This window comes from Bradyrhizobium sp. P5_C11_2, assembly GCF_054049755.1.
The window spans coordinates 1-19,735 of the sequence record NZ_JBFULT010000070.1 but is presented as its reverse complement, the minus strand read 5'-3'; the positions used below and the strand labels follow the sequence as shown (position 1 = coordinate 19,735).

Here is a 19,735-nt window from a genome sequence, read left to right as displayed (position 1 = left end):
CTCCCATGTCGTGCTGATGGGCGATGCCGCGCACACCGCGCATTTTGCCATCGGCTCCGGCACCAAGCTCGCGCTCGACGACGCGATCGAGCTCGCCAACCAGTTCGACCGCCATGGCCACGGGCGCGACAGCATCGAGACCGTGCTGGAGGCCTACGAGGAGGTGCGCCGCGTCGACGTGGCGCGGATCCAGAATGCCGCACGTAACGCCATGGAGTGGTTCGAGGTGGTGGGCCGGCGCTACGCCGATACGCTCGAGCCGCCGCAGTTCTTCTATTCGATGCTGACGCGCTCACAGCGAATCAGCCACGAAAACCTTCGGCTGCGTGACCGCACGTGGCTCGAGGGTTTTGAGCGCTGGTTTGCCGCGCGCGCGGGCGTCGCCGCAAAGGACGGCGAGCGCGTGCCGCCGCCAATGCTGACGCCGCATCGCGTGCGGGGCCTGACGCTTGCGAACCGCATCATGGTTTCGCCGATGGCGATGTATTCGGCCGAGGGCGGGCTCATCGACGACTTCCATATCGCCCATCTCGGTGCGCGCGCCATGGGCGGCGCCGCGCTGGTCTTTGCCGAGATGACATGCGTCTCGCCTGATGCGCGGATCACGCCGGGTTGTCTCGGGCTCTGGAACGATGCGCAGGGGGCGCAGTGGCGCCGGCTGGTCGATCTTGTTCACAGTGTCGGACATGCCAAGGTGGGAATTCAACTCGGCCATGCCGGCCGCAAGGGCGCGACGAGAGTGCCGTGGGAAGGGATCGATCAACCTCTTGAATCCGGCGAATGGCCGCTGATCTCGGCGTCGGCGTTGCCGTATTTGCCCAACAGCCAGCTGCCGCGGGCGATGGACCGCAGCGACATGGATCGCGTGCGCGACGATTTCGTCGCGGCGACCCGCCGTGCGGCGGCGGCCGGCGTCGAATGGCTCGAGCTCCATTGCGCGCACGGCTACCTGCTGTCGAGCTTCCTGTCGCCGCTGACCAACCGGCGCACGGACGAATACGGCGGCAGCCACGAGAACCGCGCGCGGTTTCCGCTGGAGGTGTTCAAGGCGATGCGTGCCGCATGGCCGTCGGATCGGCCAATGTCGGTGCGCCTGTCCTGCCACGACTGGACCGAAGGCGGCAATACGCCGGCCGATGCCGCGATTTTTGCCGCGATGTTCAAAGAGGCAGGTGCAGACCTGATCGACTGCTCCTCGGGGCAGGTCTGGAAGGAGGAGCGGCCGATCTATGGGCGTCTGTTCCAGACACCCTTCGCCGATCTGATCCGCAACGAAGTCGGCATCGAAACCATCGCGGTCGGCGCGATTTCCGAAGCGGACCATGCCAACTCGATCCTGGCCGCGGGCCGTGCCGATCTCTGCGCGATCGCGCGGCCGCATCTCGCCGATCCTGCCTGGACATTGCACGAGGCGGCGCGCATCGGCATCACCGCGGTCAACTGGCCGAAGCAATATCTGTCCGCCAAGGGGCAGTACGAAGCCAATCTGGCGCGCGCGGCCGCGGCCGCCGCTGCTCAATGAACGGAGGAGGCACCCTATGAGCTCCGTTGCAAAAGTGATCCGGCGTGAGTGGCTGGACTGGCCGTTCTTTGAGGCGCGTCACCGCACAATCGCAGAGGCGCTCGACCGCTTCGTCCAGTCGGGGGCGATCGATAAGATCGACCATGATGACGTCGACGGCGCCTGCCGCAAGCTGGTGCGCGCGATGGGCGAGGCGGGGCTGCTCGATTGTGCCGTTGCGGCGCTCGATGGGGATGCGGCCACGATCGATTCCCGCTCGATCTGCCTGTCGCGCGAATCTCTGGCCTATGCCGACGGCCTCGCCGATTTCGCTTTCGCCATGCAGGGGCTCGGCTCCGGCGCGATCGCGCTCGGCGGCTCCGCGGAATTGCGCAAGGCCGTGCTGCCAAAGGTTCGGTCCGGCGAATGGCTTGCGGCGTTTGCGCTGTCGGAGAAGGACGCGGGCTCCGACGTCGCGGCGATGTCCTGCACCGCTCGCGCCGAGGGCAGCGACTATGTCATCGACGGCGAGAAGACCTGGATCTCCAACGGCGGGATCGCCGACGTCTACACGCTGTTCGCGCGGACCGGGGAGGCGCCGGGCGCTCGCGGCATCTCGGCCTTCGTGGTCTTTCCGGATGATCCCGGCTTCAGCATCGCCGATCGCATCGATGTCATTGCGCCGCATCCGCTGGCGACATTGCGTTTCACGAACTGCCGGATTCCTGCGAACCGGCGTCTTGGCGCGCCGGGCGCTGGGTTCAAGCTCGCGATGCAGACGCTGGACATCTTCCGCGCCTCGGTCGCCGCCGCCGCCCTCGGCTTTGCGCGGCGGGCGCTCGATGAAGCGCTGGCGCATGCGCGCAGCCGGCACATGTTCGGTGCGACGCTCGGCGATCTCCAGCTGACCCAGGCGGCGCTCGGCGATATGGCAACGGATACCGACGCGGCTGCGCTCCTGACCTATCGCGCGGCCTGGCGCCGCGACGTGCAGAAGTTACCCACCACGCGCGAGGCGGCGATGGCAAAGCTGACGGCCACCGAGACCGCGCAGCGTGTCATCGACCGCGCCGTGCAGATGTTCGGCGGCCGCGGCGTACGCAAGGGCGAGATCGTCGAAAGCCTCTACCGCGAAATCCGCGCATTGCGGATCTACGAGGGCGCGACCGAGGTCCAGAAGCTGATTGTTGCGCGCGACATCCTCAAGCCGCGCTGAGATTCGGAAAGTTACTCATGACCATGACGAGACAACCATTTGCCGCGAACCCCGCCACGACCGGCGGTCCGCAGGCGCTCCAGCCCAGCGGCTGGCCACAGCCGAAGGGATACGCGAACGGCATGATGGCCGACGGCCGTCTCGTCGTCACCGGCGGGGTCGTCGGCTGGGACGTTGCAGGTCGATTTGCCGACGGGTTTATCGCGCAGGTCCGGCAGACCCYCGAAAACATCGTGGCGATCCTGGCCGAGGGCGGCGCGGGACCGCAACATCTGGTGCGCCTGACCTGGTATGTCGTCGACATGGACGAATACGTCTCCAATCTCAAGGCGCTCGGCAAGGCCTATCGCGAGGTCATCGGCAGCCACTATCCCAGCATGGCGCTTGTGCAGGTCGTGCGGCTTGTCGAGGCATCGGCGCGCGTCGAGATCGAAGCGACTGCCGTTGTCCCGCGTTGATCTGCGCGGGGCATCAGTTCGAAATCCGATGTCGCTCGTGCCATAGGGATCGCGATGGCGTGGAAAGCGTGGCGCGGGACCGTTCGATCAAAACCGCGCGGCGATCTCGCCGAGCCGTCGATACGCCGTCTCGCGTGCGGCAAGGATCGGGTCCGCCGGGCCGGTGGTAGGCCCGATCGGCACGAAGCGCACGTCGCTGACGCCAATGAAACGCAGCGCCTCGCGCAAATAGGGTGTCGCCATGTCGATGCGGCCGCGATTCATGCCGGTGACGAAGTCGCTGCCGCTGGCGAGGATGACGATGGTCGGTCGGTCGTTCAGCAGCGGAAGATAGCCCCGCGCCGGGTCGAATCTGAACGTCAACCCGGGTTGGATGACAATGTCGAACCACTGCTTCAGCTTGTAGGGGATGCCGAAATTCCACATTGGCGTCGATATCAGCACCCGATCGGCCAGTGAGAACCGCAGCGCCATCCGTTCGGCCTCGGCAAAGCCCGCCCGTTGCGCGTCGTTGAAGGCCTGTGCCTTCATCCGCGCATATTTGGCCTCGACGATCGGACCTGCGAACTCCGGCATCCGCTCTCGCCAGAGATCCATCACATCGATGTCCCAATCCGGCCGTGCCTGACGAAAGCCGTCAAGGAAGACGCGCGCGCCGGCGCTCGACTCGGAGTCGACGCGGGGCGAGCAGGACAGGTGCAGGAGCTTGGCCACAGTTCATCCCAGCGCTCTGATGACCGCATCCGCCCGTGTGACGACCGCGACGTTCTGCATGGCAAAATTGATCGAGGCGTTGTGCCAGTCGGAATTCATGGTCGAGCAGCAATCCTCGGGCACGATCATGAAATAGCCCTTGTCGGCTCCGGTGCGCGCGGTGTGCTCGATCGACATGTTGGTCCAGGCACCGGTGTTGATGAGCATGTCGCGGCCGGTGGCTTTCAGGATCGTCTCGAGCCGCGTGCCCTCCCAGGCGCTCATCCGCATCTTCTCGACCACGAAATCGCCGGGCCTTGGCTCGAGACCTGACACGGGCGCCGCGCCCCAGCTTCCGCGCACCATCGCCTTGCTGTCGACCAGGCCTTCGAACAGCGGCGCGTTCAGCGTCACTCCGGGTGCGCCGGGCTCGACGATGAACCAGACGTGGATGATGGCGACGCCGCGCGCGCGCGCGGTCTCGGCGAGGCGGCGGACGTTCTCGACGACGTGCTGCTGGCGCGCATGCCCCGGCGCTCCGGAGTCGGCAAACGCGCCGCCGTCCATGATGACGTCGTTCTGGAGGTCCTGGATGATCATGGCGCAGCGTTGCGGATCGAGCCGCATCTCGCCATCGGCAAGGATGGCGCTGGCGGGCGCGGGGCCGACAGCCGCGCTGCCGCCCGCATGCTTGCCGCTCATATAGGGTTCATGGCGCGGGCCGGCCTTGGTCGGGATGGCATAAACGGAGTGCGTCGAAGTCAGATACAGCGTGCGGAAATCCGGGCCGCCCCAGGCGAGGTTGGCGACGAGCTCGGGGAGGCGGACCTTGCCGAGCAGTTCGCCGCGCGGCGAATAGACCCAGACGCCGCCAGGCGCGGTGACCCAGACATTGCCGTGCTGGTCGCACTTCATGCCGTCGGGCAAGCCGGGCTCGAGCTCGGAGCGGATGCCGCTTGCGAACACGCGCGCGTTCGACAACGACCCGTCGCTGTCGACGTCGAATACGCGGATCAGCGCCTGCACGGTGTCGTTGACATAGAGCAGCTTCTCGTCAGGCGCGAAGCAGAGGCCGTTCGGTTGGTCGAACAGGGTGCGCTCCACCACGAGCTTCGGTTCGCTGCCGGGCACGACGCGATAGACGCCCTGAAAGCCGAGTTGCCGCGGTCGCTCGACGCCATAGACCGGCATGCGGCCGTACCACGGGTCCGAAAAATAGATCGCGCCGGAGGAGTGCACGCAGACGTCGTTCGGGCTGTTGAGCTCCTGGCCCTGGAAGTGCGAGGCCAGCACCTCGCGCCGCCCGTCCGGCCGTTCGCGGACCAGCGAGGAGGTCGCGTGCTCGCAGACGATCAGGTTCAGCTCGGCGTCATAGGTCATGCCGTTGCATTTGTTCGACGGGCGCCTGACCTCGGCGACGCCGCGCCGTGGGTCCCAGCGCCGCCGCACGTCGCCCGGCATGTCCGAGAACAGCAGATAGTGATCGACCGGATGCCAGACCGGTCCCTCCGTGAAGTCGAAGCCGGTGCCGATCTGTGCGACCGGCGCGTAGGGGTCGATCAGTGTCTCGAACTCGCTTCGCAAGGTGACATGCGTCATCGGTCGATCCTCGGGTGGCGTCAAGCCGGGAACCAGTTGCGCTCGGGCAGCGACTGCACGATCGGGCCGGGGACCTGGTCGTGCAGCCGTCCCACGACATTGCCGCCCTCGATCTTGGCGGGGCGGTCGTGCACCGGCAGCAGATAGCGCGAACTGCTGAGGAGCTTCTTGATCGCGGCCTTCTCCGCGCGCTTGGTGGTGCCGTGATTGCCGGTAGTGCGTGGCTCCCAGTCGTGAATCTCGTGGAAGGGTGTGACGATCTGATCGTTGAAGTCGTAGATCACGTCGCCGCAGATGGTCGCGATGCCGTCCGCGGTCTCGACGATGATGTTCATCGAGCCCTCGGTGTGGGCGTTGGCGGCGTCGCAATAGACGCCGGGCATCAGCTCGATCGGGCCGGTGATCTCGAGATCGAGGAAACGCAACGCGCTCTTGGTGTGTAGCCGATCGATGAGATGCTTGATGTCGGGTGCCGGATATTGCGGGTGCATCAGGCCGGAGACGGAATATTCCAGCTCCTTGCGGTTGAGGACGACGGTCGTGTTCATCGGAAACAGATCGTCCTTGCCGGCATGGTCGATGTGGAGATGGGTATGGCAGACGAAGCGCACGTCGCCCATGCGCACGCCATGGCGGGCGAGCTGGTTCTCGATCATGTGCTCGTGGTATTGCAGGCCGCGCATCCCCAGCGTTTCCATGATCTGGTTGGAGCGGTAACCCGTATCCACCACGACCGGATATTTGCCGCCAAGGATCAAAAAGCCGAGTGTGAGGACGCGGCGGGTGCGGCCGCAGTCGCGACCGAGAACCAGAAAGCTCGATTCCAGCTCGATATCGCCATAGTCCAGGATCTTGATCTCCAGCGCCATTCGTTTCCCTCCCTGTTCTGTTCTTGTCTGTCAAAGCCGATAGACGCGCGTCGCCGTCGTCCTGAAGATTGCGTCCTGCTGCTCGGTCGTCAGCGGCGCGGCGGCTGCACGAAACGCGTCGACCAGCGCGCGATAGCTGGTCCACAATTTCTCGATCGGAAAATTGGAGCCGAACAGGCTGCGATCAGCGCCGAAGATCGCGACGGTGTCGATGAGCACGGCGGCGATATGCGCGGGATCGTTGCGATGGATGAAGGTGCCGAGCCCGGAGAGCTTCGAGACCACGTTCGGACATGCCGCGAGCCGCGCCATCCCGGCGCGCCAGGCGGCGCGGCCAGCCGGCGAAAGGTCCTCCAGCATGCCGGCATGCTGGAGGATGAAGGTCACCTTGGGACAGGCCTCCGCCAGCTGTGCCGCGTCCGGCATCTGCGGCGTGAACACCTGAAGATCAAAGCTCCAGCCGTAGTCGGCGAGGTGCGAAATATTGCGGCGGATCACGGGATCGACGCAGAGATCGGGCTTTGCCGCGAAGCGATAGAGCGGGTTCTCGTGCCAGTGCAGTTGCATGCGGACGCCGCGCACCAGGGAATAGCGCTTCAGCCGGTCGAGTTGCGGACGCACGTCGTCCACGGCGAAATTGGCGTAGGCGACGATGGCATGAGGCCAGCCGTGCGCGTCGGCCGTCTGCTGCACCCAGGCCGCCTCGTCCTCGAAGCGGTCATTGGCCCAGTTGGTCTGGACGTAGACCGAGCGGGTGACGCCGGTGTGCTTGAGGTCGTCGAGATATTCCTGGATCGGATAATCACGCCGGATCGGCTCGTAAGGGCCGAAGATGCGCGGCTGCATGGGGCCGGTCAGCCAGGGCAGGTCGGCCTGCCGCCAGATGTGGTGATGCCCGTCGACAATATCGGTCACGCAACTCTCCTTCGTCCCAGCGCCAGCACATGCGCGACGATCGACGCGCTCGATCCGCCGTCGACGAGGTCGTCGACATAGCGTTCGATCGCAACAAGCGCTTCCGTCTGCGGGCGAAAGCCCTGGCTCGTGGCGAGCGGCGTCAGCCAGCTCAGGCGCCAGGCGCGCCGCGACAGCTTGGCGACRGCGTCACGCAATGCGTCGGGCTCGCCGCGTTCCAGGCCATCCGAGACGACGACCACAGCCGCCCCGCGCGCATAACCGCCGAACCGGGGCACTGCGAGGAAGGCTTGCAAGGCGTCGCCGATCCGGGTGCCGCCGTCCCAGTCGCTGACGAGATGCGCGGCGGCGTTCAGGGCCTGCTCGCGGCGCTTCAGCCGCAGCGCGCGGGTGACGCGGGTCAGCCGCGTTCCGAAGGTGAAGACCTCGACATTGGGCGCAGCCTGCACCAGCGCATGCGCGAGCCTGATGTTCTCCTCGGTGCGGCTCTTCATGGAGCCGGAGACGTCGATCAGGAGCAGGAACTTGCGCGGGCGCTGGCGCCGCTTCAGGTGCCCGAGCCGCAAGATCTCGCCGTCGCTGCGGACGGAGTCGCGCAAGGTGCGGCGCAAATCCGCAAACGGCCCGCGGCGGGCGCGCATGCGCCGGTGGCCGCGACGCCGCGGCAGGCGCCTCGGGGCCTCGCGCGCGAGGCGGCGGAGCGCATCGGTCGTTGAGAGCTGGGCGAAGCGGCGGTCGACCAGCGCCTCGATGCGGGTCGCGGTCAGGCCGGATTCATTGGCGTCGTCGGATAATAGCGGTTCCTCGTCGCCGCGGCCTTCCTCCTGGAGGCGAACCGACTCGTCGTCCTCGCCGTCGGCGGCATGCTCAATGGATTCGCTGCCGCGGAAGTGCAGATCGAACAGGCGGTCGAAGGTCGCACGTCGCTCGGGGGGCGGGGCGAGGGTGGCGAGCGCCGCCTGCCTGATGTCGCCGAGGTCACGCGGGCCGAGCAGCTCGATCGCGGTGAGGAACGCGGTGGTCTGTTCCGGCGCTACGGCGAAGCCGTTCGCGCGGAGCAGCGAAACGAAGGAGACGAAGATGCGGGCGGCGCGCGGGAGCGGGTTCTCGATGCTCATGCGGTCGCCTCCGCCAGCAGCGCGTCGAGCCGGGGCGACATGAAGTGCAAATCTTCCTCGTCCTTCAGCGCCACGCCGATCGAGCGTTTGAAGGCGTCGGGCCAACGCGCGCCGCCCTTGTGCAGCAGCGTCGCCGCCTCGGCCCAGTCGACAGCCTCCGCGATCCCCGGCGCCTTGCTCAGCGGCTCGCGTCGCAGCTTTTCCACCGCGGCGACCACGGCGCGCGCGGTGGCCTCGGCGACGCTGGAGGCCCGCATCATCACGATGCGCGCCTCGCGCTCGGCGGTGGGATAGTCGATCCAGTGATAGACGCAGCGGCGGCGCAATGCCTCATGCAGGTCGCGCGTCCGGTTCGACGTCAGCACGACGACAGGGCGTTCCGCGGCGCGCACCGTGCCGCGCTCGGGGATGGATATCTGGAAGTCGGAGAGGAACTCGAGCAAGAATGCCTCGAACTCCTGGTCGGCGCGATCGATTTCGTCGATCAGCAGCACGGTGGAATCGGGCGCGCGCAGCGCCGCCAGCATCGGCCGCTCGATCAGGAAGCTCTCGCCGTAGATGTCGATGCTCTCGTCGCCGGCCTGGCGGATCGCCAGCATCTGGCGCGGATAGTTCCATTCGTAGAGCGCGGCGGAGGCGTCGATGCCCTCATAGCATTGCAGCCGAATCAGCCGGCGGCCGAGCACGGCGGCGATTGCCTTTGCGGCTTCCGTCTTGCCGACGCCTGGCGCGCCTTCGAGCAGCAGCGGCTTGCCGAGCGCAAGGCCGAGATAGGCGGCGGTCGCAAGACCTTCGTCGGCGAGGTAGTAGGCCGCGCGCAGCGCCTTCTCCAGCGCCTCCGGGCTGTCGATGCCGACGATGTTGCTGCGGACGGCCATGGACCAAACCTCAGCGCCGCGCCTGGGGCCGCGCGCCGCCCTGGGACTTGATCGCGCGCAGCACCTTCTCCGGCGTGATCGGCAGATCGTCGATGCGCACGCCGACGGCGTTGAAGATGGCGTTGGCAACGGCCGGCAGCACAGGATTGGCGCACATCTCGCCGGGGCCCTTGGCGCCGAACGGCCCATCGGGAGCAGGGCGCTCCAGCACGGCGATGTCGTGCGGACAGATGTCGCCGGGGCCGGGCATCAGATATTCGACGAAATCGCGGGGTCCGTGAACGGGGTCGGGATAGTACGGCTCCGGCGTCTCGTACAGCGCGTGGCTGACGCCCATCCAGGCGCCGCCGACCAGTTGCTGCTCGACCAGCCGGGGATTGAGCGCGCGGCCGAGCTCATAGGCGGAGTCCATTCGCACCATCGCGACCTCGCCGGTCTCGTCGTCGACCTCGACCTCGGCGACGAGGCAAGCATGCGCGTAGCAGGTCGCCGGCGACATCTCGCCGGTCTCGGGGTCGACGTCGGACAGCGGTACAAGGAAAATGCCGCGGCCGGAGATCGTCTTGCCCTGCTTGAACTGGGCGGCGATGGCGACGTCCTTGGTCGAGATCGAGCGGTGCGGCGCGCCCTTGACGTGGATGTTGCCGCGTCCGTCGGTCTCCAGGTCCGCGGCGTTGACCTCAAGTTCCTCGGCCGCGGCTTCCATCATCACGCCGCGCGCCTCGCGCGCTGCCGCCATCACGGCATTGCCGACGCGATGGGTGCCGCGCGAGGCAAACGAGCCCATGCAATGTGGACCGGTGTCGGAGTCCGCCGTGTCGACATAGACGTCCTCCACCGGCACGCCGAGCGTCTCCGCGCAGATCTGCCGCGTCACCGATTTCATGCCCTGGCCGAGGTCGATCGACGACAGCGCCACGGTGAACTTGCCGCTGGGATTGGAGTGCACCAGYGCCTGGCTGGGGTCCCCGCCGAGGTTCATGCCGATGGGATAGTTGATCGACGCGATGCCGCGTCCGCGATGCCTTGTCATCTAGCGCCTCCTGGTGCCGAAGACGGAGGAGAAACGGGTTGCGCCATGCGAAGGCGAAGCCGGCCGCGGCGAGGGCGGCGGCGGAGCGGGTGGAGGCGGCTCGCGCGGCGGTTCACGGGTGACGGTGGGGGGAAGCCGGTCGTAGCTGGTACGCTGCTGCGCTGGAGCCGCAGGCCGGGCCCGCGAATCCGTCGGCGTCGGTGGGATCACGGCGCGGCTGCCGCCGCCGTCCTTGCGCGAGGATGCCCGCTTGAACTCGTCGCGGATCGGCCATTTGGCTTTCTCGGCCGCGACCTGGACGCATTCGATCAGCGCGGTGTTCTTGGCTTCGCGTCGGTGCGCCTTCATGTCGCCATCGCGATAGGCGTTGAGGATGCGGAATTCCATCGGATCCATGCCGACGAGGTTTGCGAGCTTGTCCATCTGGCACTCGATCGCATAGTCCATCGCGGTGACGCCGAAGCCGCGCATTGCGGTCGCCGGCGTGCGGTTGGTGAAGACACAATAGACGTCGCCATAGACGTTCGGGATGGTGTAGGGCCCAGGCAGGTGCGCGGCGCATTTCACGGCGGCGTAGCTCGAAAGCCGCGTGTAGGCACCGCTATCGAAATAGGCGCGGATTTTTCGCGCGATGACACGGCCATCCCGCATCACTCCGTCCTTGATGTAGATGCGCTCGGCGCCACGTGGCGGTCCGTATTGCATCTCCTCCTCGCGTCCGAATACGTAGCGCACCGGCCGCCCGGTCAACATCGCGCCGAGGATGGCGAGCGGTTCGGTCAGCGTGTCCACCTTGCCGCCGAACCCGCCGCCGACCGTGCCGCCGATGAAGTGGAAGGTATTTGAGGGGATGTCCAGGATCTTGGCGCAGGTGTCGACCGAGAAGAACAACGCCTGCGTCGAGGTGTAGACCACATAGCGACCGTTGGTGTCGGGTGCGGCGATCGCACCGTTGGTCTCGGTCGGCGCGTGCTCGATCGGAGACATCTGGTAGCGCTGCTCCAGCACGTGATCGGCGGTCGCCAGCGCCGCGTCGGCATCGCCGAAGCGCAGCTTCTGGTGATCATAAGTCTCGTGATAGGTAAATGTGTTCTTGGGATAGGTTTCGTTGACGACGGGCGCGCCGGGCTTCAGCGCGTCCTCGACGTCGAACACGGCCGGCAGCGGCTCATAGTCGACCTTGACCTTTGCCACGGCCTCGAACGCTTCCCGCTCGCTGTCGGCGACGATGGCGACGATCGGCTCGCCCTTGTAGCGGACCTTGTCGACCGCCAGCGACGGCTCGTCATCCTTGCCGAAATTGATCAGGCTCAGAAGCGTATTGAGGTTGCGCGGCACATCAGTGCCGCGGATGATCCGGCGCACTCCGGCCGAGCGCTCGGCGTCGGTGGTGTCGATGCGGCGAATTCTGGCATGCGCCTGCGTCGAGCGAACGACCTTCAGATGCAGCATGCCCTGTAGCTTATGGTCGTTGAAATAGCTCGACGTGCCCGTGACATGGCCGAGCATGTCCTGGCGTTGCGTGCCCTTGCCAATTTCGTTCAAATTATCGTCGCGCTCGTCGGCAAAAATGTCCTTGCGCAGTTCCAGCATGGTCAGGTCCTTCAGGCGCTGGCCCGGCCGCCCGCGGCGGCAAGGATGGCATTGATGATCGGCTCGTAACCGGTGCAGCGGCAGATGTTGCCGGAGATCGCCTCGACGACCTCGTCACGGCTCGGGGAGGGATTGCGGTCGAGCAGCGCCWTCGCAGCCATCAGCATGCCCGGCGTGCAATAGCCGCACTGGGCGGCGAAATTGTCGGCGAAGGCGCGCTGGAGCGGATGCAGGTTCGGACCCTGCTTCATGCCGTCGAGCGTCTCGACGGAACGGCCGGCGATCGTCTCGGCGAGCGTCAGGCAGGAGAGATGGAGCTCGCCGTCGATCAGCACGCTGCATGTGCCGCAGCCGCCCTGGCCGCAGCCGAATTTGGGCGTCATGTCGCCGATCAGCTCGCGCAGCGCCACCAGCAGGTTGGTGCCGCCATCGACGAAGATCGCGACGTCGCGGCCGTTGTGACGAAACTGCAGTGGTATCTTCGACATGACGATCTATTCCTGGCCGGACAAAAGGCGACGCAGATGCACGCCGACGATCTCGCGGCGGTACCAGGCGCTCCCAAGCGCGTTGTCCGCTGGGGATGTTCCTTCGCCGGCGGCGGAAGCCGCGGCCGCGATCGTGGCGACATCCAGCGAACGTCCTTCCAGCGCGCGTTCGGCGGCGCGGGCGCGGATCTGCGTCGGCGCCATCGAGCCCAGTGCGATGCGCGCGCCGACGATGCGGCCGCCCGAAACCGGCAGATGCGCGGCGATCGTAATGACGGAGCCGCCCTTCGGCTTGATGCGCGCGATCTTGCGGTAGCGGAACGCCTCGCTGCTCGCCGGTCGGGTACACGACACCGACAGCACCAGTGTGCCGGCTTGCCGCTCGCGCGACTGCAGGAACTCCTCGATCGGAATGTCGCGCGCGCCAAAGCCGCCCTGCACGGCGACCGAGGCATCGAGCGCGAGCAGCGCGACCGTGAAGTCGCCGTACGGGATCGGCGCGAACAGATTGCCGCCGACCGTGCCCATGTTGCGTACGGCGGGGCCGCCGATCGAGCGGGCAGGGGCGTGCAGGAAGGCGAGATCGCGCTCGGCGAGGATCCGCGCGAAGGTGACACCGGCCCCGAGCGTCACGCGCGGGCCGGATGCGTCGATCCGGGTCAGCGCCTGGTCGCTGGCGCGGACGACCGTTGAGACCGAGACGTCGCCCTCGTTCAGCGCGCGCATCACCAGCGTGCCGCCGCCGAGATAGCGCGCGCTCCGGTCCGAGGACAGCGCTCCGGCCGCCTCGCTGGCGCTTGCAAAGGTCTTTACCGTCACGGCCATGCTATGCGGCCTCCTTCAGGTGCTGGCGGATCGCCTCGAATCCGGCCTGGTAGATGTCTTCGGCGACCATATGGGTAATGCGGGCCCGGTCCTCGGGTTTCGTGGTGAAACGCGATTCCCAGTGCCAGAAGGTGCGGTCGCCGTCGGTGACCGGCAGCAGGCGGACATGGGCGACGTAGTTGAACATCGGGATCGGTGTATCGAGCAGGCAATAGCTGAAGGTCTGTTCGAGATCGGACAGCGCCAGCAACTGCTCGCGCAGCTCCGAGCCGTCCTTGAGCTTGAAGCGCCTGACGCAGCCGATCTTGTCGGAAGGCTGCGCCCGTTCGATCGAGGAGGTCGCGACCGCCGGGTGCCAGCGGTCATGCCCGTTGAAATCGCGCAGCACCGACCACGCCGCGTCGGTCGGCGCGTCCAGGATGGTGCTCTTGACGATATGCGGCACGGATCAGCCTCCGAACACGCGCTTGAGGGCGTCGAAGCCGCCCTGGAACACGCCGCCGCCGATGTTGCTGACGAGCTCCGTCTCCCGTTCGGGCGCGCAATCGAATTCAGCGGTCCATTCCATGAAGGTCTGGTCGCCGTCGGTGACCGGTGTGAGCCGCAGGGTCGCGACGTAATTCTCGACGCCCATCGGGGATTCCAGGATCGAATAGGTGCAGAACATGTCGTAGTCGGAAAGGCCCAGGAGCTTCTCGCGGATGCGGTCGCCGTTGCGCAGGCGGAAATCCCTGACGCAACCGATCTTGTCTGAAGGCTCGCCCCCCTCGATGCGGCTCTCGGCGATCGCCGGGTGCCAGTTCGGCAGGCCGTTGAAGTCGCGGACCCGCGCCCAGACGCGGTCGTTGCGCGCGTTGACGACGGTGGAGACGTAGACGCGGGGCATGGTGCGACCTCAGCTCTTCTTCCGCGGGCCGCGCTCGGCCGGCGGTTCGCCGCCTTCGGCGGGGGGCGCAGGTGAGGCAGCCGGCTTGTCGCCGCCACCGCCGCCCTTGCGCGCGGATTCCTTGATGCCCTGCATGTCGCGGGCCTCGCGGATCAGGCCCGGCATCTTCGCGAGGCTGCCGCCTTCGACGCCGATATCCGCCAGCAGCGAGTCGATCAGCGGTGCCTGCACGCGGTAGCGCAGCGCAGAATCGATCACCTCGTCGGTGGCGCTGCGGCCGCCATTGCCGCCATGGCCGTTGCCGTTGAGGCCGTCGACCTGGAGGATGCGGATGCCTTCGATCTTCTCCATCGGCTTGACGCTCTCGCGCACGATGCCCTCGATGCGATCGAGCAGCTTCCGGCGGAACAGCGAGTAGCGCGCCTGGTCGGTGAGCACGTTCTCGGCTTCGTTCAGCATGCGCTGTGCCTCGGCTTCGACGGCGGCGCGGACGCGCTCGGCTTCGGCGGCGATGCGGGTCTCCTCGGCCTGTTTCTCGGCGAGCATCACCTCGACGGTCCGGCGACGCTTGGCGATCTCGCTCTCGCGCGCGGTGATGACGCGTTCGGTCGCCTCCGTGGCCCGCATCCGCGCTTCCTCGGCCAGCGCCTTGGCGGCAGACTCCTCCAGCGATTTCTGATGAATGGCGATCGCCTTCTCCATCAAGACCGTCTCGACCTCCTTCTCGCGGTTGACCTCGAGCTTGCGCAGTTCGCGCTCGCGGCCGACACGGGCCTCGTCGAGGCCGCGATCTGACGCAATGCGGGCGCGCTCGACCTCCTCGCGGGAGGCGATCTCGGCCTCCTGGAGCGACTGGACGCGGGCGACCTCGAGCTGCTCGATCGCGCGGCGGCGCTCGATCCGGGCGGCTTCCAGCGCCTGCTCACGGGAGACGTCCGTGGTTTCGACCTCCTTGCGGGCGACGATCTCGGCTTGCCGGACCTGGCGGTCGGCATCGATGCGCTCCGAGCGCTTGGCCGAGAGTGCAATGACGCGCTCCTCGTCGGCGATCTCGATCACCCGCTTCTGCTCGATGTTGAGGACTTCCCGCTTCTTGGACGAGGCGATCCGTTCGGTCTCGAGCGCGAGATCGACAGTGATCCGCTGGCGCTCGATCGCATCGCGCCGCTTCAGCTCGGCCGCCTCGAGCACGCCGGTCCGCTCGATCTCGAGCGAACGCGTCTCGCGCTCGGCCCGGATGCGGTCGGCCGCGATGGCCTTCTCCTGCGCAATCCTGGCAGCCTCGATCGCCTCGCGGGAGGCGATGTCGGCTTCCTCGACGGCGCGGGTGCGGGCGATCTCGAGCGAGCGGACGCGCTCCTCCTGGGCGATGCGCGAAGCCTCGGTGGTCTCGCGCGCGGCGATGCCGGCGACTTCCAGCATCTGGTTGCGCTCGATCTCCAATTGCCGCGTGTTCTGCTCGGCGGCGATGCGGTCGGCGGCCAGTGTCCGCTCGCGTGCGATGCGGGCGGCTTCGACGGCGCGCTGCGCCTCTATCTCCGCCTCCTGGATGGTGCGGACCTGCTGAATCTCCAGCGYACGGGTGCGCTCGTCGGAGGAGATGCGCTCGACATTGATGATCATGGTCTGGGCGATACGGGCCTTTTCGGTGGCCTCACGGGCCGCGATCTCTGCCTCGTCCACGGCGCGGGTGCGCTCGATCTCGCGGCGCTGCGTCTCCTCCTCGTTGGCGATGCGGGCGTCGGTGACGACCCGGTCCTGCTGGATCCGGGCCTTCTCGATCGCCTCGCGGGCCGCGATCTCGGCCTCCTCGACGGTGCGCATCCGCTCGATCTCGCGCTGGCGCACCTCGCGCTCGGACGCGATTCGGGTCGTGTCGATGGAGCGCTGATTGGCGATCCGGGTTTTCTCGATCTCCTCGCGCGCCTGAAGCTCCTTCTCTTCGATGGTGCGGGTGCGCTCGATCTCCTTCTGGCGGGTCTCGCGCTCGGAGGCGATGCGGGCTTCCGCGATGGCCTGGTCGTTGGCGATCCGCGCACGTTCGATGGTTTCGCGGGCGGAAATCTGCGCCTGCTCGGCCTCGGTCTCGCGCAGCGCGCGTTCGCGGGCGACTTCCGTCCGTTGCAGTGCGCGGCGCATCTCGATATCGCGCTCCTGCTCCAGGCGCGCGGTCTCGCTCTCGCGCTCGATGTCGAGCGCCTGCCGCTCGGCTTCCAGATTGCGGGTGCGGATCCTGATCATCGAATCCTGCTCGATGTCGTTGCGCAGCTTCCGCTTGGCCTCGATGTCCTCCATCAGGCGCGTCAGACCTTCGGCGTCGAAGCGGTTCGACGGGTTGAAGAATTCGAGATCGGTCTGGTCGAGGTCGGTGATGGCGACCGACTCGAGCTCAAGCCCGTTCTGGGCGAGCGCTTCGGCCGCGTTGGTCTTGACGCGGGCGACATAGTCGCCGCGACGCTCATGCATTTCCTCCAGGGTCATTTCCGAGGCGACCGAGCGGATCGCGGAAATGAACTTGCCGGCCAGCAGCGCGTGAAGCTGCTCCGGCTCCATGGTGCGGCGGCCCAGCGTTGCGGCCGCGATCGACACGGCTTCGCGGGTCGCCTGGACGCGGACATAGAAGTCGGCCTCGATGTCGACGCGCATGCGGTCGCGGGTGATGACGGCATCCTGTTTGGAACGCACGATACCCATCGGCAGCACGTTCATGTTGACCGGCGTGTAGTCGTGGATGAAGGGCAGCACGAAGGCGCCGCCGTTGATCACCACACGCTCGCCGAGGAAGCCGGTCCGGACGAACGACACCTCCTTGGAGGAGCGGTGGTAGAGCCAATTCACGATGTAGACGCCAACCACGATCACGACGATCGCGACGATCAGCCAGAGGATTAACTCGCCGACCAGGATCCCTGACATGTTTCCCTCCCTCAATCGTCTCGGCGTTACCGCGCGCCGATCGCCTTGAACTTGCGTACCTGATCCGTCAGCGCCCGCTCCACCGGCAGCCGCTCCATCGAGGAGGCGCCGTAGAAGCCGTGGCAATGGCGGGTGTTCTTCATGATGAAATCGGCATCCGCGGGGTCCGCGATCGGACCGCCATGGGCGAGCACCAGGATGTCCGGATTGACGCTGAGTGCGGCAGAAGCCCAGGTGTCGATCCGCGCCGGGCAGTCCGTCAGCTTCGGCGCGGTCTGCGCGCCGATCGTGCCGCCGGTGGTGAGCCCGAGGTGGCAGACGATGATGTCGGCGCCCGCGATCGCCATCGCGGCGGCTTCCTTCTCGCTGAAGACGTAGGGCGTGGTCAGCAGATCCTTCTCGCGCGCCTTGGCTATCATGTCGATCTCCAGCGCATACGACATGCCGGTCTCTTCGAGATTGGCGCGGAAGACGCCGTCGATCAGCCCGACGGTCGGAAAGTTCTGCACGCCGGCAAAGCCGAGCGTCTTCAACTGGTCGAGAAAAACGTCCATGTCGCGGAACGGGTCGGTGCCGTTGACGCCAGCGAGAACCGGCGTCTTGCTGACGACCGGCAGCACCTCGGCTGCCATTTCCACGACGATCGCGTTGGCATCGCCATAGGGCATCAGCCCGGCGAGCGAGCCGCGCCCGGCCATGCGGTAGCGGCCGGAATTGTAGATCACGATGAGGTCGACGCCGCCGGCCTCCTCGCACTTCGCCGACAGCCCGGTGCCGGCGCCGCCGCCGACGATCGGCTCGCCACGGGCGACCATGTCGCGAAACTTCTTCAGCAGCGCTGTGCGTTCAAACCTTGGCATGGGTCACCTCGCCACTCTCCGCCGTCCACCGGTGCGCCCGAGCAGAGGACGGAACGCGCCGACGATGGCGGCGGTGAACTCGGGATCGTTGATGTTGCGCCTGACGCGCGTGATTTGCCGGTTGCTGGTCTGGCGTACGGTCTGCTCCAGTGCACGGAACAGCGCGCCGTCCGCATCGGGATCCCAGAACGGCTGCCCGGGCGCATCGAGCGCGGAGACGCCGCCTTCGGGCAGGAGGAAGCGCACCGGCCCATCCATCTGGTTCAGCTTCTCGCCGATCCAGCGGCCCATGCGCTCATTTTCTTCCGGCGTCGTCCGCATCAGGGTGACCTGCGGATTGTGGACGTGGAATTTACGGCGCCGATAACGCTCGGGGATGGTGTCGGGAGCGCCGAAATTGACCATGTCGAGCGCGCCGACGGAACCGACATAGGGCACGCGGTTGCGGATGATGGCGCCGAGGCGGTCGTCGGTTGCCGGGAACACGCCACCCATCAGCAGGTCGCAGACCTCGGTCGTGGTAAGATCGATCACGCCGGCGAGCTGGCCCGACTCGACGAGCTTCTCCATCGAGCGGCCGCCGACGCCGGTGGCGTGGAAGACGAGGCATTCGAAGTCGTCGCGCAGGTCGGCCGCGATTTTCTGCACCGCCGGCGTGGTGACGCCGAACATGGTGATGCCGATGGCGGGAAGACGTAGGCCCGTGTCGCGCTGCCTGGAGGCCTGTTCGTCAAGCCGGGCCTTGACCATCCCGACCATCGCGTTGGCGCCATTGGCAAGCACCGTGCGCGAGATCGAGTTGAGACCCTGCACGTCGGTCACCGAATACATCATGGTGATGTCGGCGGGGCCGACGTAAGGACCGACATCGCCGGAGGCGACCGAGGAGATGATCAGCTTCGGTACACCGATGGGCAACGCCCGCATCCCGGGTGCGACCAGTGAGGCGCCGCCCGAACCGCCGGCCGAGATGATGCCGGCCACGTTGCCCTGGCGTCTCAGCCATCTCTCGAACGCATCAGCCATCGCGGTCACCGAGGCGCCGCGGTCGGCGCCGAACACATTCGCGCCGCCGCGGCCATGGTTCAGCGCGATCTCCTGTGCGGTGACGTCACAACTCGTCGCCTTGCCGCTGGTCGAGACGTCGACCAGGCGCGTGCGCAGGCCGCTACCCGCGACGATGTCGCGGATGAAGCGCAGCTCCGTGCCCTTGGTGTCAAGCGTGCCGACGACCAGCACGACTTGCGGCCCGGAGGCCCGGGATGCCGGCGACTCGCGCCGCTGGCGGGTCGCTTCCTCCAGTCGCGTGACACCGGTCGACTGYGTGCGAGCGGCAGCTTCGATACGGGCGATCGGCACCGGCTGCGACCAACGTGTCGGCTGCACGGGATTGGAGACGTAGACGCGGATCGGGCCCTTGCGTGCCGGCTGGGGAGGGCCGTCTGCTTCGGCCTTCGCTGGTCCTGCCTCGATTTCCGCCTCGTCTACGCCATGCGTTCCGACCCCGAGCAGCCGCTGTTGCAACTCGCGGTCGGTGGCAAGCCGGGCGGAGTCGATGATGCGATTGACGCGGCCGTTGACCATGATGGCGACATTGCGGGACACCGCCGTCGCCACGCCGATGTTCTGCTCGATAACCAGAACGGAGATGTCGCCTTCATCGCCGAGGCGCGCCAGCATCTCCTCGACCTGGGAGACGATGACCGGCGCAAGGCCTTCGGTGGGCTCGTCCATGATCAGGAGATGCGGGTTGGTCAGCAGCGCGCGGGAGATCGCGAGCATCTGCTGCTCGCCGCCGGAGAGCTGGCTGCCGCCGTTGGACTTGCGCTCGGCAAGACGCGGGAAGGTGTCGTAGACGCGCTCGACCGTCCAGGGACCGCGCCGCAT

Annotated in this window: 18 protein-coding genes; 3 read left to right on the top strand and 15 right to left on the bottom strand. The window is 66.9% G+C overall.

The features are described from left to right. The 3 genes from ACXJL8_RS10280 to ACXJL8_RS10270 all read left to right on the top strand — a co-directional run. On the top strand, positions 1 to 1,522 hold a 1,522-nt coding region (locus ACXJL8_RS10280), incomplete at its 5' end, for an oxidoreductase (protein WP_456684955.1). Between the two features lie 16 nt (positions 1,523 to 1,538). Beyond that, positions 1,539 to 2,717, top strand: a complete 1,179-nt coding sequence (locus ACXJL8_RS10275) for an acyl-CoA dehydrogenase family protein (protein ID WP_456623804.1) — start codon at positions 1,539 to 1,541, stop codon at positions 2,715 to 2,717. A gap of 17 nt (positions 2,718 to 2,734) precedes the next feature. Then, complete coding sequence (locus ACXJL8_RS10270; protein WP_456684954.1) at positions 2,735 to 3,175, top strand: RidA family protein; 441 nt, start codon at positions 2,735 to 2,737, stop codon at positions 3,173 to 3,175. 87 nt (positions 3,176 to 3,262) lie between these two features. On the opposite strand, the gene ACXJL8_RS10265 is transcribed toward ACXJL8_RS10270, so the two are convergent. The 15 genes from ACXJL8_RS10265 to ACXJL8_RS10195 form a co-directional block, all read right to left on the bottom strand. Continuing rightward, positions 3,263 to 3,889 (bottom strand): FMN-dependent NADH-azoreductase, encoded by a 627-nt coding sequence (locus ACXJL8_RS10265; RefSeq protein WP_456623802.1) that lies wholly within the window; start codon positions 3,887 to 3,889, stop codon positions 3,263 to 3,265. A gap of 3 nt (positions 3,890 to 3,892) precedes the next feature. Continuing rightward, positions 3,893 to 5,467, bottom strand: coding sequence for an isochorismatase family protein (locus ACXJL8_RS10260; RefSeq protein WP_456623801.1), 1,575 nt, complete (start codon positions 5,465 to 5,467; stop codon positions 3,893 to 3,895). Positions 5,468 to 5,487: 20 nt separating this feature from the next. Next, on the bottom strand, positions 5,488 to 6,336 hold the full coding sequence (locus ACXJL8_RS10255; RefSeq protein WP_456623800.1) for an MBL fold metallo-hydrolase: 849 nt from the start codon (positions 6,334 to 6,336) through the stop codon (positions 5,488 to 5,490). A gap of 30 nt (positions 6,337 to 6,366) precedes the next feature. Beyond that, positions 6,367 to 7,251: an amidohydrolase family protein gene (locus ACXJL8_RS10250; RefSeq protein ID WP_456623799.1), complete on the bottom strand. Its 885-nt coding sequence runs from the start codon at positions 7,249 to 7,251 to the stop codon at positions 6,367 to 6,369. Beyond that, positions 7,248 to 8,369 (bottom strand): vWA domain-containing protein, encoded by a 1,122-nt coding sequence (locus ACXJL8_RS10245; protein ID WP_456623798.1) that lies wholly within the window; start codon positions 8,367 to 8,369, stop codon positions 7,248 to 7,250. The genes ACXJL8_RS10250 and ACXJL8_RS10245 overlap by 4 nt, the downstream gene beginning before the upstream one ends. Beyond that, positions 8,366 to 9,247, bottom strand: a complete 882-nt coding sequence (locus ACXJL8_RS10240; protein WP_456623797.1) for an AAA family ATPase — start codon at positions 9,245 to 9,247, stop codon at positions 8,366 to 8,368. The genes ACXJL8_RS10245 and ACXJL8_RS10240 overlap by 4 nt, the downstream gene beginning before the upstream one ends. Before the next feature lie 10 nt (positions 9,248 to 9,257). Beyond that, positions 9,258 to 10,280 (bottom strand): xanthine dehydrogenase family protein molybdopterin-binding subunit, encoded by a 1,023-nt coding sequence (locus ACXJL8_RS10235; RefSeq protein WP_456623796.1) that lies wholly within the window; start codon positions 10,278 to 10,280, stop codon positions 9,258 to 9,260. Then, complete coding sequence (locus tag ACXJL8_RS10230) at positions 10,281 to 11,873, bottom strand: xanthine dehydrogenase family protein molybdopterin-binding subunit (protein WP_456623795.1); 1,593 nt, start codon at positions 11,871 to 11,873, stop codon at positions 10,281 to 10,283. It lies immediately after the preceding gene. Positions 11,874 to 11,884: 11 nt separating this feature from the next. Next, complete coding sequence (locus ACXJL8_RS10225; RefSeq protein ID WP_456684953.1) at positions 11,885 to 12,361, bottom strand: (2Fe-2S)-binding protein; 477 nt, start codon at positions 12,359 to 12,361, stop codon at positions 11,885 to 11,887. A 6-nt stretch (positions 12,362 to 12,367) separates the two neighbouring features. Beyond that, the gene (locus tag ACXJL8_RS10220; protein ID WP_456623793.1) at positions 12,368 to 13,186 is read right to left on the bottom strand and encodes an FAD binding domain-containing protein; all 819 of its coding nucleotides are present in this window, start codon (positions 13,184 to 13,186) and stop codon (positions 12,368 to 12,370) included. A 1-nt stretch (position 13,187) separates the two neighbouring features. Further along, positions 13,188 to 13,631, bottom strand: coding sequence for an SRPBCC family protein (locus tag ACXJL8_RS10215; protein WP_456623792.1), 444 nt, complete (start codon positions 13,629 to 13,631; stop codon positions 13,188 to 13,190). Between the two features lie 3 nt (positions 13,632 to 13,634). Then, the gene (locus ACXJL8_RS10210) at positions 13,635 to 14,072 is read right to left on the bottom strand and encodes an SRPBCC family protein (protein WP_247390209.1); all 438 of its coding nucleotides are present in this window, start codon (positions 14,070 to 14,072) and stop codon (positions 13,635 to 13,637) included. Positions 14,073 to 14,081: 9 nt separating this feature from the next. Further along, positions 14,082 to 16,988, bottom strand: a complete 2,907-nt coding sequence (locus ACXJL8_RS10205; RefSeq protein WP_456684952.1) for a flotillin domain-containing protein — start codon at positions 16,986 to 16,988, stop codon at positions 14,082 to 14,084. A 26-nt stretch (positions 16,989 to 17,014) separates the two neighbouring features. Next, positions 17,015 to 17,848, bottom strand: a complete 834-nt coding sequence (locus ACXJL8_RS10200) for a phosphoenolpyruvate hydrolase family protein (protein ID WP_456623790.1) — start codon at positions 17,846 to 17,848, stop codon at positions 17,015 to 17,017. A 3-nt stretch (positions 17,849 to 17,851) separates the two neighbouring features. Continuing rightward, positions 17,852 to 19,735 (bottom strand): Tm-1-like ATP-binding domain-containing protein (locus ACXJL8_RS10195; protein WP_456684951.1); only part of this gene is annotated, 1,884 nt, incomplete at its 5' end.